This window comes from Streptosporangium fragile (assembly GCF_039534445.1).
Taxonomy (GTDB): Bacteria; Actinomycetota; Actinomycetes; order Streptosporangiales; family Streptosporangiaceae; genus Streptosporangium; species Streptosporangium fragile.
Genome location: NZ_BAAAVI010000116.1, coordinates 1 through 15,517, shown reverse-complemented (window position 1 = coordinate 15,517; position 15,517 = coordinate 1). Strand labels below are relative to the sequence as shown.

The window sequence follows — 15,517 nt, the reverse complement described above, 5'->3', positions numbered from 1 at the left end:
CTCCGGATTTCCATCATCCGGTATTCAAGGTGTCCACACCTCGGGGGCAGGGCCCCAGGCCAACCGGCCCGACAGCGTGGACACCTGGCTGACCAGGCCCGGAGTCAGCACGACGCTACGCGAACTCGCGAGCGGGCACCAACAGCTCTCCCACGAACTCATCGACACCATGCCGGCCAGCCTCACCCTGAACCACCTGCGGTCGATGCTGGTCACCGCGGAAGCACTCCCACCCCGAGACGAGCGTCTGACCGCCCTCGAGGAGTGGATCAACCAGACCATCGCGGCACGCACTGTCCCCGAGCACCACCGGATCCTGCACGGATACGCCGTCTGGCACCACCTCCGCCGACTCCGCGGCCGCCTCAACAGCCAGCCCGTTTCCCACCAGCAGGCCAGGAACGTCCGCCAGCACGTCACCGCCGCCGCGGCCATTCTGGACTGGCTCGAAGCACGCGAACTGACCTTGGCGACCTGCACCCAAACCCACCTCGACCTCTGGCTCACCGACCACACCCAGAGCCACCGAAACCGGTCAGCGAACTTCGTGCGGTGGGCCGTCGTCCACCGGCACGCGTCCCGCCTCACCGCACCCAGCACCCGCTGGCATGCCCCATCCGGACCGCTTGACCATGACCGCAGATGGGACGACGCGCGCCGCCTCCTCCACGACGAGACCTGCCCAACCGCCGACCGGGCCGCCGGCCTGCTGATCCTTCTCTACGCGCAAAAGCTCACCGACATCACCGCCCTGACGATCAACCACGTCCACCGACGGGACGGCCACACCTTCCTCTACCTGGGCAGTCGGCCCATCGCCCTGCCCACACCGTTGGACGACCTCGTCAACGAGCTCGTCGCCATCCGGAAACCGCGCGGTGGCGGCGTCCTCAACCCAGAATCCGCCTGGCTGTTCCCCGGACGCTGGCCAGGACGCCCTCTGACCGAGGGCGCCCTCGCCTGCCGCCTCCACGAGCTCAGGTTGAACCCCCGCCAGGACCGGAACACCGCCCTGTTCGCACTCGCTGCCGAACTCCCCGCAGCGATCCTCGCCAAGACCCTCGGCATCAACATCAAAGGCGCCATCCAGTGGCAGAAGATCGCCGCTGGCGACTGGTCCACCTACGCCGCCGACCTCAGCCAGAGACCAAGAACCTGAGGATTCGGACAGTTTCAATACCCGACTGCACCGTTGGACGGCGCCCGTGAGGGCGCGCCGGAAGCCACGCAAGTCGCCGATCGCTTCCACCTGTGGCAAAACCTCGCCACAGCACTGGAGAAGACGATCCGCGCGCACCGATCCTGCCTCCAGGAAGTCTCCGGCCAAGACGCCCCGATCAAGGACGACATCGGCAGCAGGACCGAACCCGCCCAGGAACCGGTCCAGCGGCCCAAGACCCTCGACTCCTACGGCAACGAACAGCCGATGGTGGCGCGGACACACCAACGCTACGCCCAGGTCCAGGAGCTGAGGGCCAAGAGCCTGTCGTTGAACGCCATCAGCCGCGAACTCGGCCTGGCCTTCCGCACCGTCCGCAAGTACGCCAACGCCACCAGCGCGGACGAACTCCTGGCCCCGACCTTCGCCCGCTCCAGCAAACTGGATGAGTTCAAGCCCTACCTCACCCGCCGCTGGAACGAAGGCTGCAGCAACGCCGCCCAGCTCTATGCCGAGATCAAGGCCCTCGGGTTCACCGGCAGCCGCCGGGCCGTCCAAGGCTGGCTCCAGCCCGTGCGCGGATACCAGCAAGTACAGCAAGAACCATGCCCGCCACCCAAAACCCGCCACGTCACCGGCTGGCTCATGACCCATCCCGACCGGTTGGACGCCGCGGAGAAGGCCAGGCTGGGCCAGATCCTGGCCCGCTGCCCCGAACTCGTCGACACCGCCGGGCTGGTCCGCAGCTTCGCCACGATGATGACCAACCGCGACGGCCACCTGCTCGACGACTGGATCGCCGCCGCCGAAGCCGGAGCCTCGCCCTACCTGGCCGGCTTCGCCACCGGTCTGCGACGCGACCACGCCGCAGTGCAGGCCGGGCTGACACTGACACACAGCAGCGGGGCCGTCGAAGGGACTGTTAACAAGATCAAATTCTTGAAGCGGCAGATGTTCGGCCGCGCCAACTTCGACCTTCTACGGGTCCGCGTCCTCCGCTACTCGTGACGCCCTGCACGCTCTGTCACCGAGATCATCGAGAGTGAGCCAGAGCCCAGAATCTCTGCGCTCAACAACCATGGCGTATTCGCATCGGATGCAATACGCCATGGTCTTGACCGGCACAGCAAGATGGTAGATGGGGGCCCCTGATGTGCTCCTCGCGCACGCGGGGATGGTCCCGGTGGTCGCACTGGTACTGCGTATCGCGCACTGTGCTCCCCGCGCACGCGGGGATGGACCCGGATCGGGGTCGAAGTCCTCCAGTCGTACAGCTTGATCAACTCTTTGTCGGGACGAAAACCCTTCCCGACCCGGCATGCCCGCTACGCCTTCCGGTTTGGCGATTTCTTGATCGTCTAACGGGTCTGACCTGACGAACGGGTTCACGGAACGCCCCGCCACGCGCCGGAACCGTGCCGAAGAGCATCCAGCGAGCAACCGCGGGGGCACATCGGCGCGGCCGGAGCCACTTGGAAAGCGAGAAACCCCAGCTCAGGACACTGAACTGGGGTTTTCGTGCGGTGCGCCGCCAGGGACTCGAACCCCGGACCCGCTGATTAAGAGTCAGCTGCTCTAACCAACTGAGCTAGCGGCGCCTGCGATGGGGTAACTCTAGCAGCAGCTCCGGCGCGCTCGCACCTTGGTTGATCCCGGGCGGAAACCGGCCGGTCACCGGCCGGTACGCCGGTCGACACCCGGCCCGGACATCCGATCCCGGCCACGGTCGCGGCGCTCGGACATGGTCATCCGGCCCCGGCCCCGGCACGGTCGTGGACGTGGTACCTCGGTATCCGGCCCCGGGCACGGCGTCCGGCTCGGAACAGACTCGGGGCCGGACAGTCCCCCAACTGTCCGGCCCCGGCCTCTGCGCGGGCCTTCCCCTCGTCTCCCCCAAGACTCAGGCGGCTCCCACTGCAGGGGCGCGATCCCCCTCGCGCCCTTTATTCGGTGAAAAGTCTCTGCAACGCTCCCCCCGGGCCTCGCAGACTCCCTTGACCTGCAACAACAGTACCGAGCCAAATGTAACGAGGGCGTCATCCGGGAGTTGTTTTTGCACCTACAGCCGGGCTTGACCTGGTATCGCCAAGGCGCTCCCGGGCTGCCTTGCCCAAGCGGGGAGGCAGCCCCGGCCCCGGAGCGGCACAACCGGTTCGCGGGCCGCCGCGGAGGCCGTTCGGAGAGTCCGGGGGGCTCTTCGGAGAGTCGGGGGGCTCTTCGGAGATTCCGGGGATCAGGGAACCTCGGGGAGCTCCAGGCGGACCTCGGTGTTCTCCCGCAGGGCACGGCTCACCGTGCAGTACTTCTCCTCGACGCGGTGGGCCACCGCGCGGAAGACCTCATCGGCCTTCTCGTCGCCTTCGGGCAGCTCCACGTCGTAGGTGACGGTGATCGGTCCGAGTTTGGTGGACTCGACCTTCTCGGCCTGGACGGTCATCGCCAGCCGGACCAGGCGGTGGCCGCGCTTGGCCGTCAGCGGCTCCACGGTGACGATGTTGCAGCCGCCGAGCGCCGCGAGCAGCAGTTCGACGGGGGTGAAGGCCCCCTGCTCGTCCCCGCCGCCCATGACGACCTCGGCTCCCCGGTCGTTGCGCGCCACAAAGCCGCTCTCGGTCCGTTCCACCCTCACCTGCGCCATGGCGTTCCTCCTCAGGATCCGCCGATCACCCTACCGAGAGGACGGGACGTCACGATGAGGGGTGAGGGTGCGCTCAGGCTTCGGGGTGTTTGGAGAGGTAGTCGATGTAGAACGGACGCAGCGCCTCGCCGAGCTCTCCGTGACCCGAGGCCACGGCGTCGCTGAGCAGCGCGGAGACACGGCTGAGGTCGTTGGCGGTCTCGTCGTCGTGCCCCGCGGACGCCTCCGCCGCCGGGATCACCTTCAGCAGCTCCCACAGGAAGCCGAAGTCTCCGTGGTGCACGGCGTAGTGGACCGCGCGGTCGTGCAGTTCCCGGGCCGACAGCGCTTCAAGCTCGTCCGTTTCCAACTAACCCACCCCCTCACGCCCCTTCTGCCCCGAGATAGTGGCGATCATGCACGATCGGCAGGACGCACTCCCCGCAGGCCGGACGGGCAGCCGTCCTTCCGGCGCCGGCTCTCGTGGAGCATGCCGGAGGTCTCGTCGAGCACCGGCACCGGGGTGTCACCGGCGACCCCTTCCGGCGCCGGCTCCCGCGGAGCATGCCGGCGGACGCCCGCGGACGCGACGGGACTTCCCGCGCCGGGCCCCGCCTCCCGCCGGCCGGAAGGTCACCCCCGGGGGGTGAAGGTGTCACCTCATCCGCCGACATGGTGACTACGCCGGGTCACCTGTGGAAAACTCTCCGCCGAAGACACGATCATCGGCCGCCCGCGCAACCATAAAAGTGTCTAGTGTCCTGATATATCCGCTTATTCAACTGTCAAGCGAACCCATCATCGGCCCGATCATCCATGCGAGGACGCCGAAAAGTGAAGATCATCGTAAAGATCCTGGCCGTGGCGGCCGCCCTGTGGGTGGCCACCCAGTTCGTGGACGGCATCACCGTATCCGCGGCGACTCCGGCGAAGGAGATCGGCACGCTCCTCGCGGTCGCCCTGGTCTTCGGGGTCGTCAACGCCGTGCTCAAGCCGATCATCAAGACGCTCGGCTGCGCCTTCTACGTCCTCACGCTCGGCCTGTTCGCCCTGGTCGTCAACGCGGGCCTGCTCCTGCTGACCAGCTGGATCGCCGAGCAGCTCGACCTGTCCTTCCACGTGGCCGGCTTCTGGGCCGCGTTCTGGGGCGCGATCGTGATCGGCGTGATCAGCTGGCTGCTCGACCTGGTCCTGGGCGACTGAGGTCCGGGTTGACCGAGGCAGCCGACGGGATGATCGTCGTCCTTGACGGCGCTCACCTGACCTGCGAGCAGGTGCACCGGGCGGCGCACGGCTCGGGGGTCCTGCTGGGCCCCACCGACCGCGCGGAGGCGGCGTGGCGGGCGGCGGGCGCCCTGGGCGGGCCGGTGTACGGGCAGACCACCGGGGTGGGCGCCAACAAGGACGTGGAGATCGAGGACGCCGGTCTCGACCTGCTCCGCAGCCACGCCGGCGGCGCCGGGCCGGCGGTCGGGGAGCACCGCGCCCGCGCCGCCCTCGTCGTCCGGCTCAACCAGTTGCTCTCCGGCGGCTCGGGGGTCGACCCCGCCGTCCTGCCGGTGCTCGCCGCCGCCGTCAACCGGGGCTTCACCCCGCCGATCCGCACCTACGGCGCCATCGGCACCGGCGATCTCACCGCCCTGGCCACCACCGCCCTCTGCCTGCTCGGCGAGGTCCCCTGGACCCCGCCCGCGATTCCCGGTCCCGGCACCCCGGCCGGCGACCCGCCGCCCCGGTTCGCGCTGTCCTCGCGCGACGCGCTGCCCTTCATCAGCTCCGGCGCGGCGACCCTGGCGGACGCGGCTCTGGCCTGCCACCGCCTGGGGATCCTGCTGTCGGCCGCCACGGCGGTCGCGGCCCTCTCCTTCCGGGCGGTCGACGCCTCGCTCGAACCGCTGGCGCCCGTCGTACAGCGCGGCCCCGGGCAGTCGTCGGTCGCGGCGGGGCTACGCGGCCTGGTCGGCCCGACCAGTCCCCGCCGGGTGCAGGACCCCTACGGCTACCGCGCGTTCCCCCAGGTCCACGGGGCCGCGCTCGACGCGCTCGACGGCGCGGAGCAGGCGGTCACCCTGGAGCTGAACGCGCCCCCGGAGAACCCGCTGATCGCCGAGGGCCGGGCCTGGCACAACGGCAACTTCCACTCGGCCCGGGTCGCGCTGGCGCTGGACGCCCTGCGGGCGGCGCTGGTCCAGGCGGCGGCCCTGAGCACCGCGAGGCTGGCCACCCTGGCCGACCCCGCCCACACGGGCCTGCTCCCCTTCCTGGCCGAGCGTCCGGGGCTGTCCGGGGTGATGATCCTGGAGTACATCGCCCACTCCGCCCTCGCCGAGCTGCGTCAGTTCGCCACCCCGGTGACCCTCTCCGGCGCCGTGCTCTCGCTGGGCACCGAGGACCACGCGAGCTTCACCCCGCAGGCGGCCCGCGCCACGCTGGCCGCCACCGAACCGCTGGAGGTCGTCCTGGCCTGCGAGCTGGTCTCCGCCGTGCGGGCGCTGCGCGGGCGTGGCCTGCCCTGCGATATACCGCTCGATCCCGCGACGGCCGACCGTCCCCTGGACGCCGACCTCGACGCCGCCCGCGCGCTGCTGCCCGGCCTCGCCCGCCGGTGAGTCCCGCCGGCCGGAAGGGATGCGTCACCCCTCCATGCTCAACGTGTTGACCAGGCCGCCTGGGGCGACAGCCCGGACGACAGAGTATTTCCAAAGTTGAATAGCAAACTATTTGACTAATCAATGGCGTGGATAAAATGCGGGCATGGCACTGCGCAACGCGATCATGGCCGCACTCCTGGAGGGTGAGGCGTCCGGGTACGACCTGGCCAAGGGGTTCGACGCCTCGGTCGCCAACTTCTGGATGGCAACGCCCCAGCAGCTCTACCGCGAGCTGGAGAAGATGGAGGCCGACGGGCTCGTCCGGGCCCGCGTCATCCGGCAGGAGCGCCGGCCCGACAAGCGGCTGTTCTCCCTGACCGACGCCGGCCGCCGCGCGCTGCACGACTTCACCGCCGAGCCGCCCCGGCCCGGGGCGATGCGCGAGGAGCTGATGGTCCAGGTCCAGGCCGTCGACGCCGGCGACGCCGAGGCCGTGCGAGCGGCGATCGCCGAGCGGAGGGAGTGGGCCGAGGCGAAGATCGCCCGCTACGAACGGCTGCGGGCCCGGCTGCTCGACGGCCGCCCGGAGGAGGAGTTCCTGGCCCACGCCGAGCGTGTCGGACCCTACCTCACGCTGCTGCGGGGACTGTCGTTCGAGCAGGAGAACGTCCGGTGGGCCGAGCGCGCGCTGGCGATCCTCGAACGGCGCTCCACCCGGGTGTGAGCCGACCGGTGCCGGCCCCGCCCGAGGGCCGGCAGCGGAGTCAGACCTGGGACATCGGCAGCAGGTCGGGCCGCTTGGCGACCCGGCCGTCACCCGAAGAGCGTCCCCGAAGGCGGCGAAGCACCCACGGGCCGAGGAACGAGCCGGCCCAGGCCAGCTCCCGGCCGACCCGGCTCCATACCGGAGCCGGCCGCACGGGAGGCAGCGGATCGGACCACGAGGCATCGCCGCCCGGCAGGCCCAGGGCGTCGACCACCGCGGCGGCGATGCGGGCGTGCCCCAGCGGCGTGGCATGGATCCGGTCGGCGCTCCACAGCCTCGGGTCCACGGTGATCTCGTGACCGAAGGTGTCCACGACCAGGACGCCGTGCCGCCCGGCCGCCTCCCGGATCCGTTCGTTGAGGTCGATCACCCGGGGCCGGAGGTGCCGCACGAGCGGGGCGATCCGGGCGACATCGGGGAAGGTGAAGGTGACGACCCGGGCTCCCGAAGCGACGAACGCCGTGAACATCGCCTCAAGGTCCGCGGTCACCGCCGGGGCGTCGAACCCCGGCCGGACCAGATCGTTCATCCCCGCCATGACCGTCACCAGATCCGGCTCCAGCGCGAGCGCGGGGTCCAGTTGCTCGGCTCGGATCTGCCCGGCGAGACGTCCGCGCACCGCGAGATTCGCGTACCGGAACTCCGGCTCGCCGGCTGCCAGGGATTCGGCGAGGCGGTCCGCCCAGCCACGATAGCCCGCCACCTCGTCGCCGTCGTTCAACCCCTCGGTCTGGCTGTCGCCTACCGCCACATACCTGAGATAGCCCATGCCCGATGATAATCAACTATGCGAGTAATGGCATATTTTAGTAATGCCTCCGTCCCGAGGCCCGCACCGGCGGCACGCCCACGCCGGCCGGGTCAGCCGACCGAACCGCGCTCGCGGAGGTCCGGGGCCTGCACGATGCGGCGGCGCCGGGTGTTGCCGTCGGCGGCGGCCACGACCATCCGGACGGCGGCCCGGACGATGCCGTCGATGTCCCAGTCGACGGTGGTCAGCCCGGGGGTGAGCAGGCCCGACATGGGGTGGTCGTCGTATCCCATCACCGTGACGTCGGACGGGATGCGCAGGCCGCGTTCGGCCGAGGCCGCGTAGACCCCGTAGGCGATGGAGTCGGCGAAGCAGAAGAACGCGCGGTGCCCGGCGTCGAGCGCCCGGCGGGCGACGTCCGTGGCGGCGGCCAGCGACTGCGGCGCGGTGACCACGTCGAGGTCCAGCCCCAGCCGCCCGGCCTCGGCCAGGACGTGCACGTCCGCGGGCCGGTCGGGGGTGCCGGCCCGGGTCGAGGTGAGCACCGCCAGGCGGCGGTGGCCGCGACGGCACAGGTGCTCCAGGGCGAGGGTCACGCCGGCCCGGTTGTCGAAGACGACCTCGCCCGCCGTGCGGGCCCCGGCCAGCGAGTCGCCGATCGACACCACCGGCAGGCTCTCGCAGAGCTCGGCCCAGAGCGGCGCCGCCGGGTCGACCGGCTGGACGATCAGCGCGTCCACCCGCTGGTCGCGGAGCTGCCTGGCCAGTGTCTTCTCCCGGGCCGGGTCTCCCGCGGCGTCCAGGATCAGCGCGTAGCGGTCGTTGTCCTTGAGCGCGCGGGCGATGCCGACGGCCAGCGCCTGCTGCCAGAGGTCCTCCAGCGAGCCGCAGAGCAGGCCGATCATGCCGGTCCGGCCGCTGGCCAGCGCGCGGGCGATGGGGTCGGCCTCGTACCCGAGCTCGGCCGCGGCCCGGCGCACCCGCTCGATGGTCTCCTCCGAGACCTGTATGCCGCGCAGGGCGTACGACACGGCGGCGGGCGAGAGGCCGGTGGCCTTCGCCACCTCACGGATCGTCGCTCGTTTCCTGGGCTGGGGCATCCGGCCAGCCTATTGCCCGAGGCTCCCGGGGGACGCGTCATCCGGGCGACCATCACTTTGCCGGGGATTGACACTCCTGGGGTGAAGCGATTCACTGAAACGGTTCACTGAACCGCATCACCATCGGATGTGACAAGGTGAGCGGCTATACCTATATTCTAGGTAGGAAATAGCCGAAAGGAGGGGTCGGCGGTGGCCGTCGACGTGCACCAGCACCTGTGGACGCCCGCGTTCGTCGAGGCGCTGCGACGCCGCACGACCGCGCCGCGCCTCGACGGCTGGACGCTCCACCTGGACGGGGAGCCCCCTTACGAGGTCGACCCCGCCGGCCACGACGTCGCCCGGCGCCAGGAGCTGAACGCCGGGCTCGACCTGGCCCTGGTCTCACTGTCCAGCCCGCTGGGCGTCGAGTCGCTGCCGCCCGAGGAGGCGTGGCCGATCATCGACGCCTACCACGAGGGCGCCCTCGCCCTGCCCGCCCCGTTCGGCGTCTGGGCGGCGGCCTGCCTCGGCGACATCGACCCGGCCAGGCTCGCCAAGACCCTCGACGAGCGCCCCGGCGGAGCCACGGGCACCCGGCCGGGCCCGGTGGGGCTGCAGCTCCCGGCGACCGCGCTGGGTGACGCCGCGGGACTGGAGCGGGTCGCCCCGCTGCTCGACGTGCTCACCGAGCGCGACCTGCCGCTCTTCGTGCACCCCGGCCCCGCCGCCCAGCCCGCGGGCCCCGGCTGGTGGCCCGCCGTGGTGCCGTACGTGCAGCAGATGCACGCCGCCTGGTACGCCTTCGCCGCCTTCGGCCGGGCCCGCCACCCCCGGCTCCGGGTCTGCTTCGCGCTGCTGGCCGGGCTCGCCCCGCTCCACTCCGAGCGCCTGATCAACCGGGGTGGCGACGGCCGGGGGCGGGTCGACCCCGGCATGTTCGTGGAGACCTCCTCCTACGGCCCGCGCGCCATCGACGCGACGGTGCGCGAGCTGGGCGTCGACGTCGTGGTCAACGGCTCGGACCTGCCCTACGCCACCGCCCCCGACCCCGCGCTCGGCGACGCCGCCCGGCACGCCATCGCGGTCACCAATCCCCATCGCCTGCTGAACAGGAAGGAGTCGTTTCACGTGAACCAGTACCAGGGGCGCGGGAGCTGTGCGCTCCCCGGCACACCGGCGGCAGGCGAGCGCGTGAGGGAGACCCGCCGATGAGCTACGAGGCCCTGCCGGCCCGCGTCCTCGACCGGCGCGAACTGCTCCGCCTGGTCGACGAACTGGCCGCCGACCCGTCCCGCTGGGAGCACGAGGTGGCCTTCCCCGAGGAGGGCGGGCGCCACTACGCCTCCCTGTACCGGGACTCCTACGTGGACGTCTGGCTGCTGTGCTGGCGGCCCGAGGACGACACCGGCTGGCACGACCACGACACCTCCTCCGGGGCGGTCCGCGTGGTGGCCGGCACGCTCCTGGAGTGCAACCCCCGCATCGGCGGCGAGCACCTGGAGACCGTGGTCTCCGAGGGAGAGTCCTTCTCCTTCGGCCCCGACCACATCCACCGGCTGACCGGCGCCGCGCACGGCAGCGTCTCGATCCACGCCTACTCGCCGCCGCTGTGGCGCCTGGGGCAGTACTCCATCAGTGAGACCGGCGTGATGCGCCGTGTCTCGGTCAGCTACGCCGACGAACTGCGTCCCATGGACGACGTCGGGCAGGCCGACCGGATCGCGGAGGTCGCCTAGCGAGCCGGGTCCCGGCTCCTGCCACACCACGTGAGGCGCGTCCGGCCCCGAGCACCCGATCGGCACCCGGCGATCCCGCGGTCGACGGCGCGGAACCTCCGAACCGGCCCACCGGCCTTCCGTGCCCCCGGGCTCTCCCGGGGCCGCGGAAGGCCGGGAACGTCAGAGGACCCGGTCCCTGACGGCGCGGGCCACACCCGGGTCGTCGGCGAAGACGCCGTCCAGGCCGAGCAGGTAGAGCTTCTCCAGCCAGCCCATCACGTCACCCGTGGCGCGCGGGAACACCGGGCTGGCCGGGTTTCCGCGCCGGAAGTCCACCGGGAGCTGGGAGTTCTCGTTCCTGACGGTCCAGGTGTGCACCTTCAGGCCGGCCCGGTGCGCGTCCTGGACGAGCGTGGTGGGCGGCAGCAGGCGCCCGTCGGGGCCGGTGGGCACGATGCGGCGGGTGTCGACGCCGACGCCGTCCGCGTAACCCGCCACCTCGCGCAGCCCCTCGGGGGTGACCATGGTGTCGTAGGTGCGCGGGTCCCCGGCCGCCGTCCAGTCGTAGGGGGCGCCGGTGGCGGTGATCAGCTGGATCAGCGGGAGCCTGGTCTTCTTCCGCAGCTCCCGGAGGTTGGCGGTCTCGAACGACTGGATGAAGACCGGGTCGCGACGCCCGCTCCAGCCGTGCCGGGCCAGCACCTCCAGCAGCGGCTCCTCCAGGGAGAGCCCGATGGAGTCGAAGTAGCTGGGATGCTTGGTCTCCGGGTAGACCCCCACCCCGTGCCGCCGGGCCAGCCGCACGACCTCGTCGAAGGTCGGGATCTCCGCCAGGCCGTCGAAGGCCGTGTTGTCCGGGCGCAGGTCGGGGACGCGCTCCTTGGCCCGGAGCGTCTTCAGCTCGGCGAGCGTGAAGTCCTCGGTGAACCAGCCGGTGACCGGGCGCCCGTCGATGGTCTTGGTGGTGCGACGGCCGGCGAACTCAGGCCGGCTCGCGACGTCGGTGGTGCCCGAGATCTCGTTCTCGTGCCTGGCGACCAGCACGTGGTCCTTGGTCGCGACCAGGTCGGGTTCGATGTAATCGGCGCCGAGCGCGATGGCGGCCTCGTACGAGAGCAGGGTGTGCTCGGGCCGGTGCGCGCTGGCACCGCGGTGGCCGATCACGATGGGGTCGCGGCCGCGGGGCTCGGCGGTCGCGGGTTCGGGTTGGTGCAGCACAACGGTGACGGTACCGGTCGCGAGGACCGCCAGCGCCACGGCCAGGAGCCTACGGATCATGCCGAGGACCGTAGAAGCCGCAGGTGACCTCCGGGTGCCGGACACGCGACGGCCACCGCACGTCCAGGTGTCGGGACAGCCGGCACCGGGCGGGAACGGACATCCCCTCACGCGGCACCGCGAGCAGCGCGACGCCGCGACCAGCAGACCGCCACGAACCGCGCACCACCGCAGACAGCGCACCGCCGCGAACCGCGCACCGCCGCGAACGACGCGACGCCGCGATCGGTGCGGCACCCCGTCAGCGCAGCGGCAGCGAGTTCTCCGCGGGGTGCGCCCCGCCGGTGGCGAGCGCCGGGCGGCCGGCGAGGAATCCGGCGGCCAGCTGGAGGCCGCACGCCCCCAGGCCCGCCAGCAACGGGAGCGTCCAGTCGCCCGAGATCTCGTGGAGGGCGCCGATCAGGAACGGGCCGAGCGCGGCCAGCACGTACCCGGCGGACTGGGCGACGGCCGACAGCGCGGTCACCGAGACCGGGTCGGGGGCGCGGAGCGTGATGATGAGCAGGGCCAGCGCGATCGAGGCGCCCTGGCCCACGCCGAGGATGACCATCCACAGCCACGGGAGGGTCGCCGGGGCGGCGAGCACCCCGACGTATCCGGCGACGGTGAGCACGGTCGCGGCCGTGACGTACGGCACCTGCGACCGCGCCCGCCCGGCGAGCACCGGGACCGTGAGGGTCGCGGCCACCTGGGACAGGTTGGTCAGGCTCAGCAGGTAGCCGGCCTGGTCCGCCGGGAGCCCGGCGTCCCTGAAGATCGTCGGCAGCCAGGCCAGCATGATGTAGAAGGTCAGCGACTGCAGGCCCATGTAGACGGTGACGTACCAGGTCACGCGGTTGCGCAGCAGTGCCGCGAACGGCCGCGGCGCGGCGGCCCGCGGGCGCGCGGGCCGCCGCAGCGCCTGGGGCAGCCAGAGCACGGCCGCCGCCAGCGCCGGGATCGCGGCCATCGCGGTCACCTCGCGCCAGCCGTACCCGGTGGCGCGTTCCAGGGGGACCATCAGCCCGGACGCCGCGGCGGCGCCCGCCACCAGCCCGGAGACGTATATCGCGGTGAACAGCCCGACCCGGCCGGGGAAGTGCTGCTTGACCACGCCGGGCATCACCACGTTCATGACGGCGATGGCGGTGCCGGCGACGGCGGCGCCCGCGTACAGGGCGGATACGCCGTCGGCGCTGCGCAGCACCACCCCGGCGGCCAGGATGAGCAGCCCGGCCAGGAGCGTGCGGTCCAGGCCGAGGCGGCCCGCCAGCAGCGGGGCGAGCGGGCCGAGCACGCCCAGGCAGACCACCATGACCGTGGTGATCGCCCCGCCCGCGGCGGCGCTCAGCCCGAGGTCGCCCATGATCTCGCCGAGCACCGGTGAGACACCGGCCAGCGCGGGCCGCAGGTTGAGTGAGGCGAGCACGAACCCCGCGACGAGCAGGACCCGCGACACCCTGAGTCCCCGATCAGACATTGCCCAACCTTCTCACAGCCCGCTCCGCCGCCCTTCCCGGGCCACCGTCAGAAGGGGTACGCCGCGATGTCCCCCTGCATCGTCACCCACCGGGTCTCGGTGAACGCCTCGATGTTGGCCCGGCCCCCGCCGAAGCGCGAGCCGGTGCCGGAGGCGCCCACCCCGCCGAACGGGGCCACCGCCTCGTCGTCCACGGTCTGGTCGTTGATGTGGACGATGCCGGTGGGGACCAGGTCGGCCAGGGCCAGGCCCCGCATGGCGTCGCGGGTGAGGACGCCCAGGGACAGGCCGTACTCGGTGTCGGACGCCAGCGCGGCGGCCTCCTCGATCGTGGAGAACGGCATGACGGGCGCCACCGGCCCGAAGACCTCCTGGGCGTAGGCCGGGGCGCCCTGCGGCAGGTCGGCCAGGACCGTGGGCCGGTAGAACAGCCCCTCGTAGGTGCCGCCCGCGGCCAGCCGCGCCCCGGCGTCGACGCTCGCGGTGACCAGCCCGTGGACCTTGTCGCGCTGGCCGGCGTCGATCAGGGGGCCGAGCGCGACCTGTCCGCCCGCCGGGTCGCCCACCGGCAGGTGGTCGGCCTTCTCGGCCAGCCGGGCGACGTACTCCTCGGCGATCGAGGAGTGCACCAGGTGGCGCCCGGTGGTCATGCAGATCTGCCCCTGGTGCAGGAACGACCCCCACGCCCCCGCGGAGACCGCCAGGTCCAGGTCGGCGTCGTCGAGGACGACGAGCGCGCTGTTGCCGCCGAGCTCCAGGTGGGCCCGCTTGAGCAGGCGCCCGCACGCCTCGCCCACCGCGCGCCCCGCGGCGGTCGAGCCGGTGAAGGAGATCACCCGGACCAGGGGGTCGCCGACCAGCGCCTGCCCGGTCTCGACGCCGCCCGGGAGCACGTGCAGCAGGCCCGGCGGCAGCCCGGCCTCCTCGAAGACGCGGGCGATCGTGACGCCGCCGGAGACGGCGGTGCGCGGGTCGGGCTTGAGGATCACCGCGTTGCCCAGGGCGAGCGCCGGGGCGACCGAGCGGATGGCCAGGATCAGCGGGAAGTTGAACGGGGAGATGACGCCGACGACCCCGGCCGGGACGCGCCGGGCCAGGCTGAGGCGCTTCTTGACGGTCGGCAGGATCTCGCCCAGCGGCTGGGAGGCCAGCGCGGCGGCCTCGTAGCACTCCTGGGCCGCGACGTGCGTCTCCACCCCCGCCTTGGGGCGGATCGACCCGGCCTCGCGGACCAGCCAGTCGTGGATCTCCTCGGCGTGCTCCTCGAACAGCTGCCCGGCTCGCCGCAGCACCGCCGCGCGTTCCTCGAACGAGGCCGCCGCCCACTCCCGCTGGGCCCGTACGGCCCGCACGGCCGCCGCCGCCATGTCCTCGGGACCGGCCAGGCCGACCCGGCCGAGCTCGGCACCGGTGGCGGGCTCGATCACGGCCGCGTCGCCCGTCCGGGAGGTGGTCCAGCCGTCCGCGAAGACCTGTCCCGTCCAGATCTTGGTATCCATCAACGTCATGGCAACTCCTTGTGTCATGGGCGGAAGTCCGGGTCGGGCACGACCGCCACGTCGAGTAGCAGGGGCTCCCGCCGCGCGGCGAGCCCCGGGATCACCTCGTCGAACACGTCACCCAGCTCGTGGTGGGTCTCCACCCGGCGGGCCGGGCAGCCGAGCGACCTCGCCATGGCCGCCATGCTCACCTCGGTGAACGGCGGCCAGGGGGCCTTGCCCGCGCCGGCCCGCTCGGCGAGGCGGTCCATGACCGCGTAGCGGCCGTTGGCGAGCACCACGAAGAGCGCGCCCACCTCGTAGTGGGCGGCGCTCCACAGGGACTGGACGCCGTACAGGGCGGACCCGTCTCCCACCACCGCCACCACGGGGCGGTCCGGGGCGGCCATCCGCAGGCCGACCGCGGCGGGCAGCGCGAAGCCGAGCCCGCCCATCGCGGCCGAGAGGAAGCCCAGCGGGCGCCGCGCGGGGACGAGCCGGTGCAGGTCGGGGCGGGAGGAGGGGGTCTCCTCCACGACCACCGTCTCGGGCGCCAGCCGCACGGCCAGCTCGACCAGGACGTGCGCGGCCAGCAGCGGCTCGCCGGGCCCCGGCGGG

15 protein-coding genes and 1 tRNA gene are annotated in these 15,517 nt (G+C 72.1%); 7 read left to right on the top strand and 9 right to left on the bottom strand.

The features are described from left to right. Both ABD841_RS38775 and ABD841_RS38770 read left to right on the top strand, forming a co-directional pair. Positions 1-1,159 (top strand): hypothetical protein (locus ABD841_RS38775; RefSeq protein ID WP_344982049.1); only part of this gene is annotated, 1,159 nt, incomplete at its 5' end. Between the two features lie 33 nt (positions 1,160-1,192). After that, the gene (locus ABD841_RS38770) at positions 1,193-2,167 is read left to right on the top strand and encodes a transposase (RefSeq protein WP_344982048.1); all 975 of its coding nucleotides are present in this window, start codon (positions 1,193-1,195) and stop codon (positions 2,165-2,167) included. A 516-nt stretch (positions 2,168-2,683) separates the two neighbouring features. On the opposite strand, the gene ABD841_RS38765 is transcribed toward ABD841_RS38770, so the two are convergent. From ABD841_RS38765 to ABD841_RS38755, 3 genes are all read right to left on the bottom strand, one after another. Continuing rightward, positions 2,684-2,757: transfer RNA gene (locus tag ABD841_RS38765), tRNA-Lys, on the bottom strand. A 635-nt stretch (positions 2,758-3,392) separates the two neighbouring features. Next, positions 3,393-3,797 carry an OsmC family protein gene (locus ABD841_RS38760; RefSeq protein ID WP_344982047.1) on the bottom strand — a complete coding sequence of 135 codons (405 nt, stop codon included), beginning with the start codon at positions 3,795-3,797 and terminating at the stop codon, positions 3,393-3,395. Positions 3,798-3,870: 73 nt separating this feature from the next. Beyond that, complete coding sequence (locus tag ABD841_RS38755) at positions 3,871-4,146, bottom strand: hypothetical protein (protein ID WP_344982046.1); 276 nt, start codon at positions 4,144-4,146, stop codon at positions 3,871-3,873. Positions 4,147-4,610: 464 nt separating this feature from the next. Here ABD841_RS38755 and ABD841_RS38750 point away from each other — a divergent pair, with 464 nt between their 5' ends. From ABD841_RS38750 to ABD841_RS38740, 3 genes are all read left to right on the top strand, one after another. Further along, positions 4,611-4,979: a phage holin family protein gene (locus tag ABD841_RS38750; protein WP_344982045.1), complete on the top strand. Its 369-nt coding sequence runs from the start codon at positions 4,611-4,613 to the stop codon at positions 4,977-4,979. 8 nt (positions 4,980-4,987) lie between these two features. Next, a complete protein-coding gene (locus tag ABD841_RS38745) occupies positions 4,988-6,385 on the top strand; it encodes an aromatic amino acid lyase (RefSeq protein WP_425582115.1) in 1,398 nt (465 codons plus the stop codon). Between the two features lie 145 nt (positions 6,386-6,530). Continuing rightward, positions 6,531-7,091 (top strand): PadR family transcriptional regulator, encoded by a 561-nt coding sequence (locus ABD841_RS38740; protein ID WP_344982044.1) that lies wholly within the window; start codon positions 6,531-6,533, stop codon positions 7,089-7,091. Between the two features lie 40 nt (positions 7,092-7,131). Here ABD841_RS38740 and ABD841_RS38735 read toward each other — a convergent pair whose 3' ends face one another. Further along, a complete protein-coding gene (locus ABD841_RS38735; protein WP_344982043.1) occupies positions 7,132-7,902 on the bottom strand; it encodes an SGNH/GDSL hydrolase family protein in 771 nt (256 codons plus the stop codon). Positions 7,903-7,994: 92 nt separating this feature from the next. Then, positions 7,995-8,948: a LacI family DNA-binding transcriptional regulator gene (locus ABD841_RS38730; RefSeq protein ID WP_344982042.1), complete on the bottom strand. Its 954-nt coding sequence runs from the start codon at positions 8,946-8,948 to the stop codon at positions 7,995-7,997. A 228-nt stretch (positions 8,949-9,176) separates the two neighbouring features. Between ABD841_RS38730 and ABD841_RS38725 the strand changes: the two genes are divergently transcribed. Both ABD841_RS38725 and ABD841_RS38720 read left to right on the top strand, forming a co-directional pair. Next, positions 9,177-10,178 carry an amidohydrolase family protein gene (locus ABD841_RS38725; RefSeq protein WP_344982041.1) on the top strand — a complete coding sequence of 334 codons (1,002 nt, stop codon included), beginning with the start codon at positions 9,177-9,179 and terminating at the stop codon, positions 10,176-10,178. Beyond that, complete coding sequence (locus ABD841_RS38720; protein WP_344982040.1) at positions 10,175-10,702, top strand: cysteine dioxygenase; 528 nt, start codon at positions 10,175-10,177, stop codon at positions 10,700-10,702. The genes ABD841_RS38725 and ABD841_RS38720 overlap by 4 nt, the downstream gene beginning before the upstream one ends. A 162-nt stretch (positions 10,703-10,864) precedes the next feature. Here the strand turns inward: ABD841_RS38720 and ABD841_RS38715 are convergent, their stop codons facing one another. From ABD841_RS38715 to ABD841_RS38700, 4 genes are all read right to left on the bottom strand, one after another. Continuing rightward, entirely contained in the window at positions 10,865-11,962 is a 1,098-nt protein-coding gene (locus ABD841_RS38715; protein WP_344982038.1) for a glycerophosphodiester phosphodiesterase, read from the bottom strand. Between the two features lie 241 nt (positions 11,963-12,203). Continuing rightward, positions 12,204-13,421: a CynX/NimT family MFS transporter gene (locus ABD841_RS38710; protein WP_344982037.1), complete on the bottom strand. Its 1,218-nt coding sequence runs from the start codon at positions 13,419-13,421 to the stop codon at positions 12,204-12,206. A 47-nt stretch (positions 13,422-13,468) separates the two neighbouring features. After that, positions 13,469-14,929, bottom strand: coding sequence for a benzaldehyde dehydrogenase (locus tag ABD841_RS38705; protein ID WP_344982036.1), 1,461 nt, complete (start codon positions 14,927-14,929; stop codon positions 13,469-13,471). 14 nt (positions 14,930-14,943) lie between these two features. Further along, the coding region (locus tag ABD841_RS38700; protein ID WP_344982035.1) for a thiamine pyrophosphate-dependent enzyme at positions 14,944-15,517 on the bottom strand (574 nt) is incomplete at its 5' end.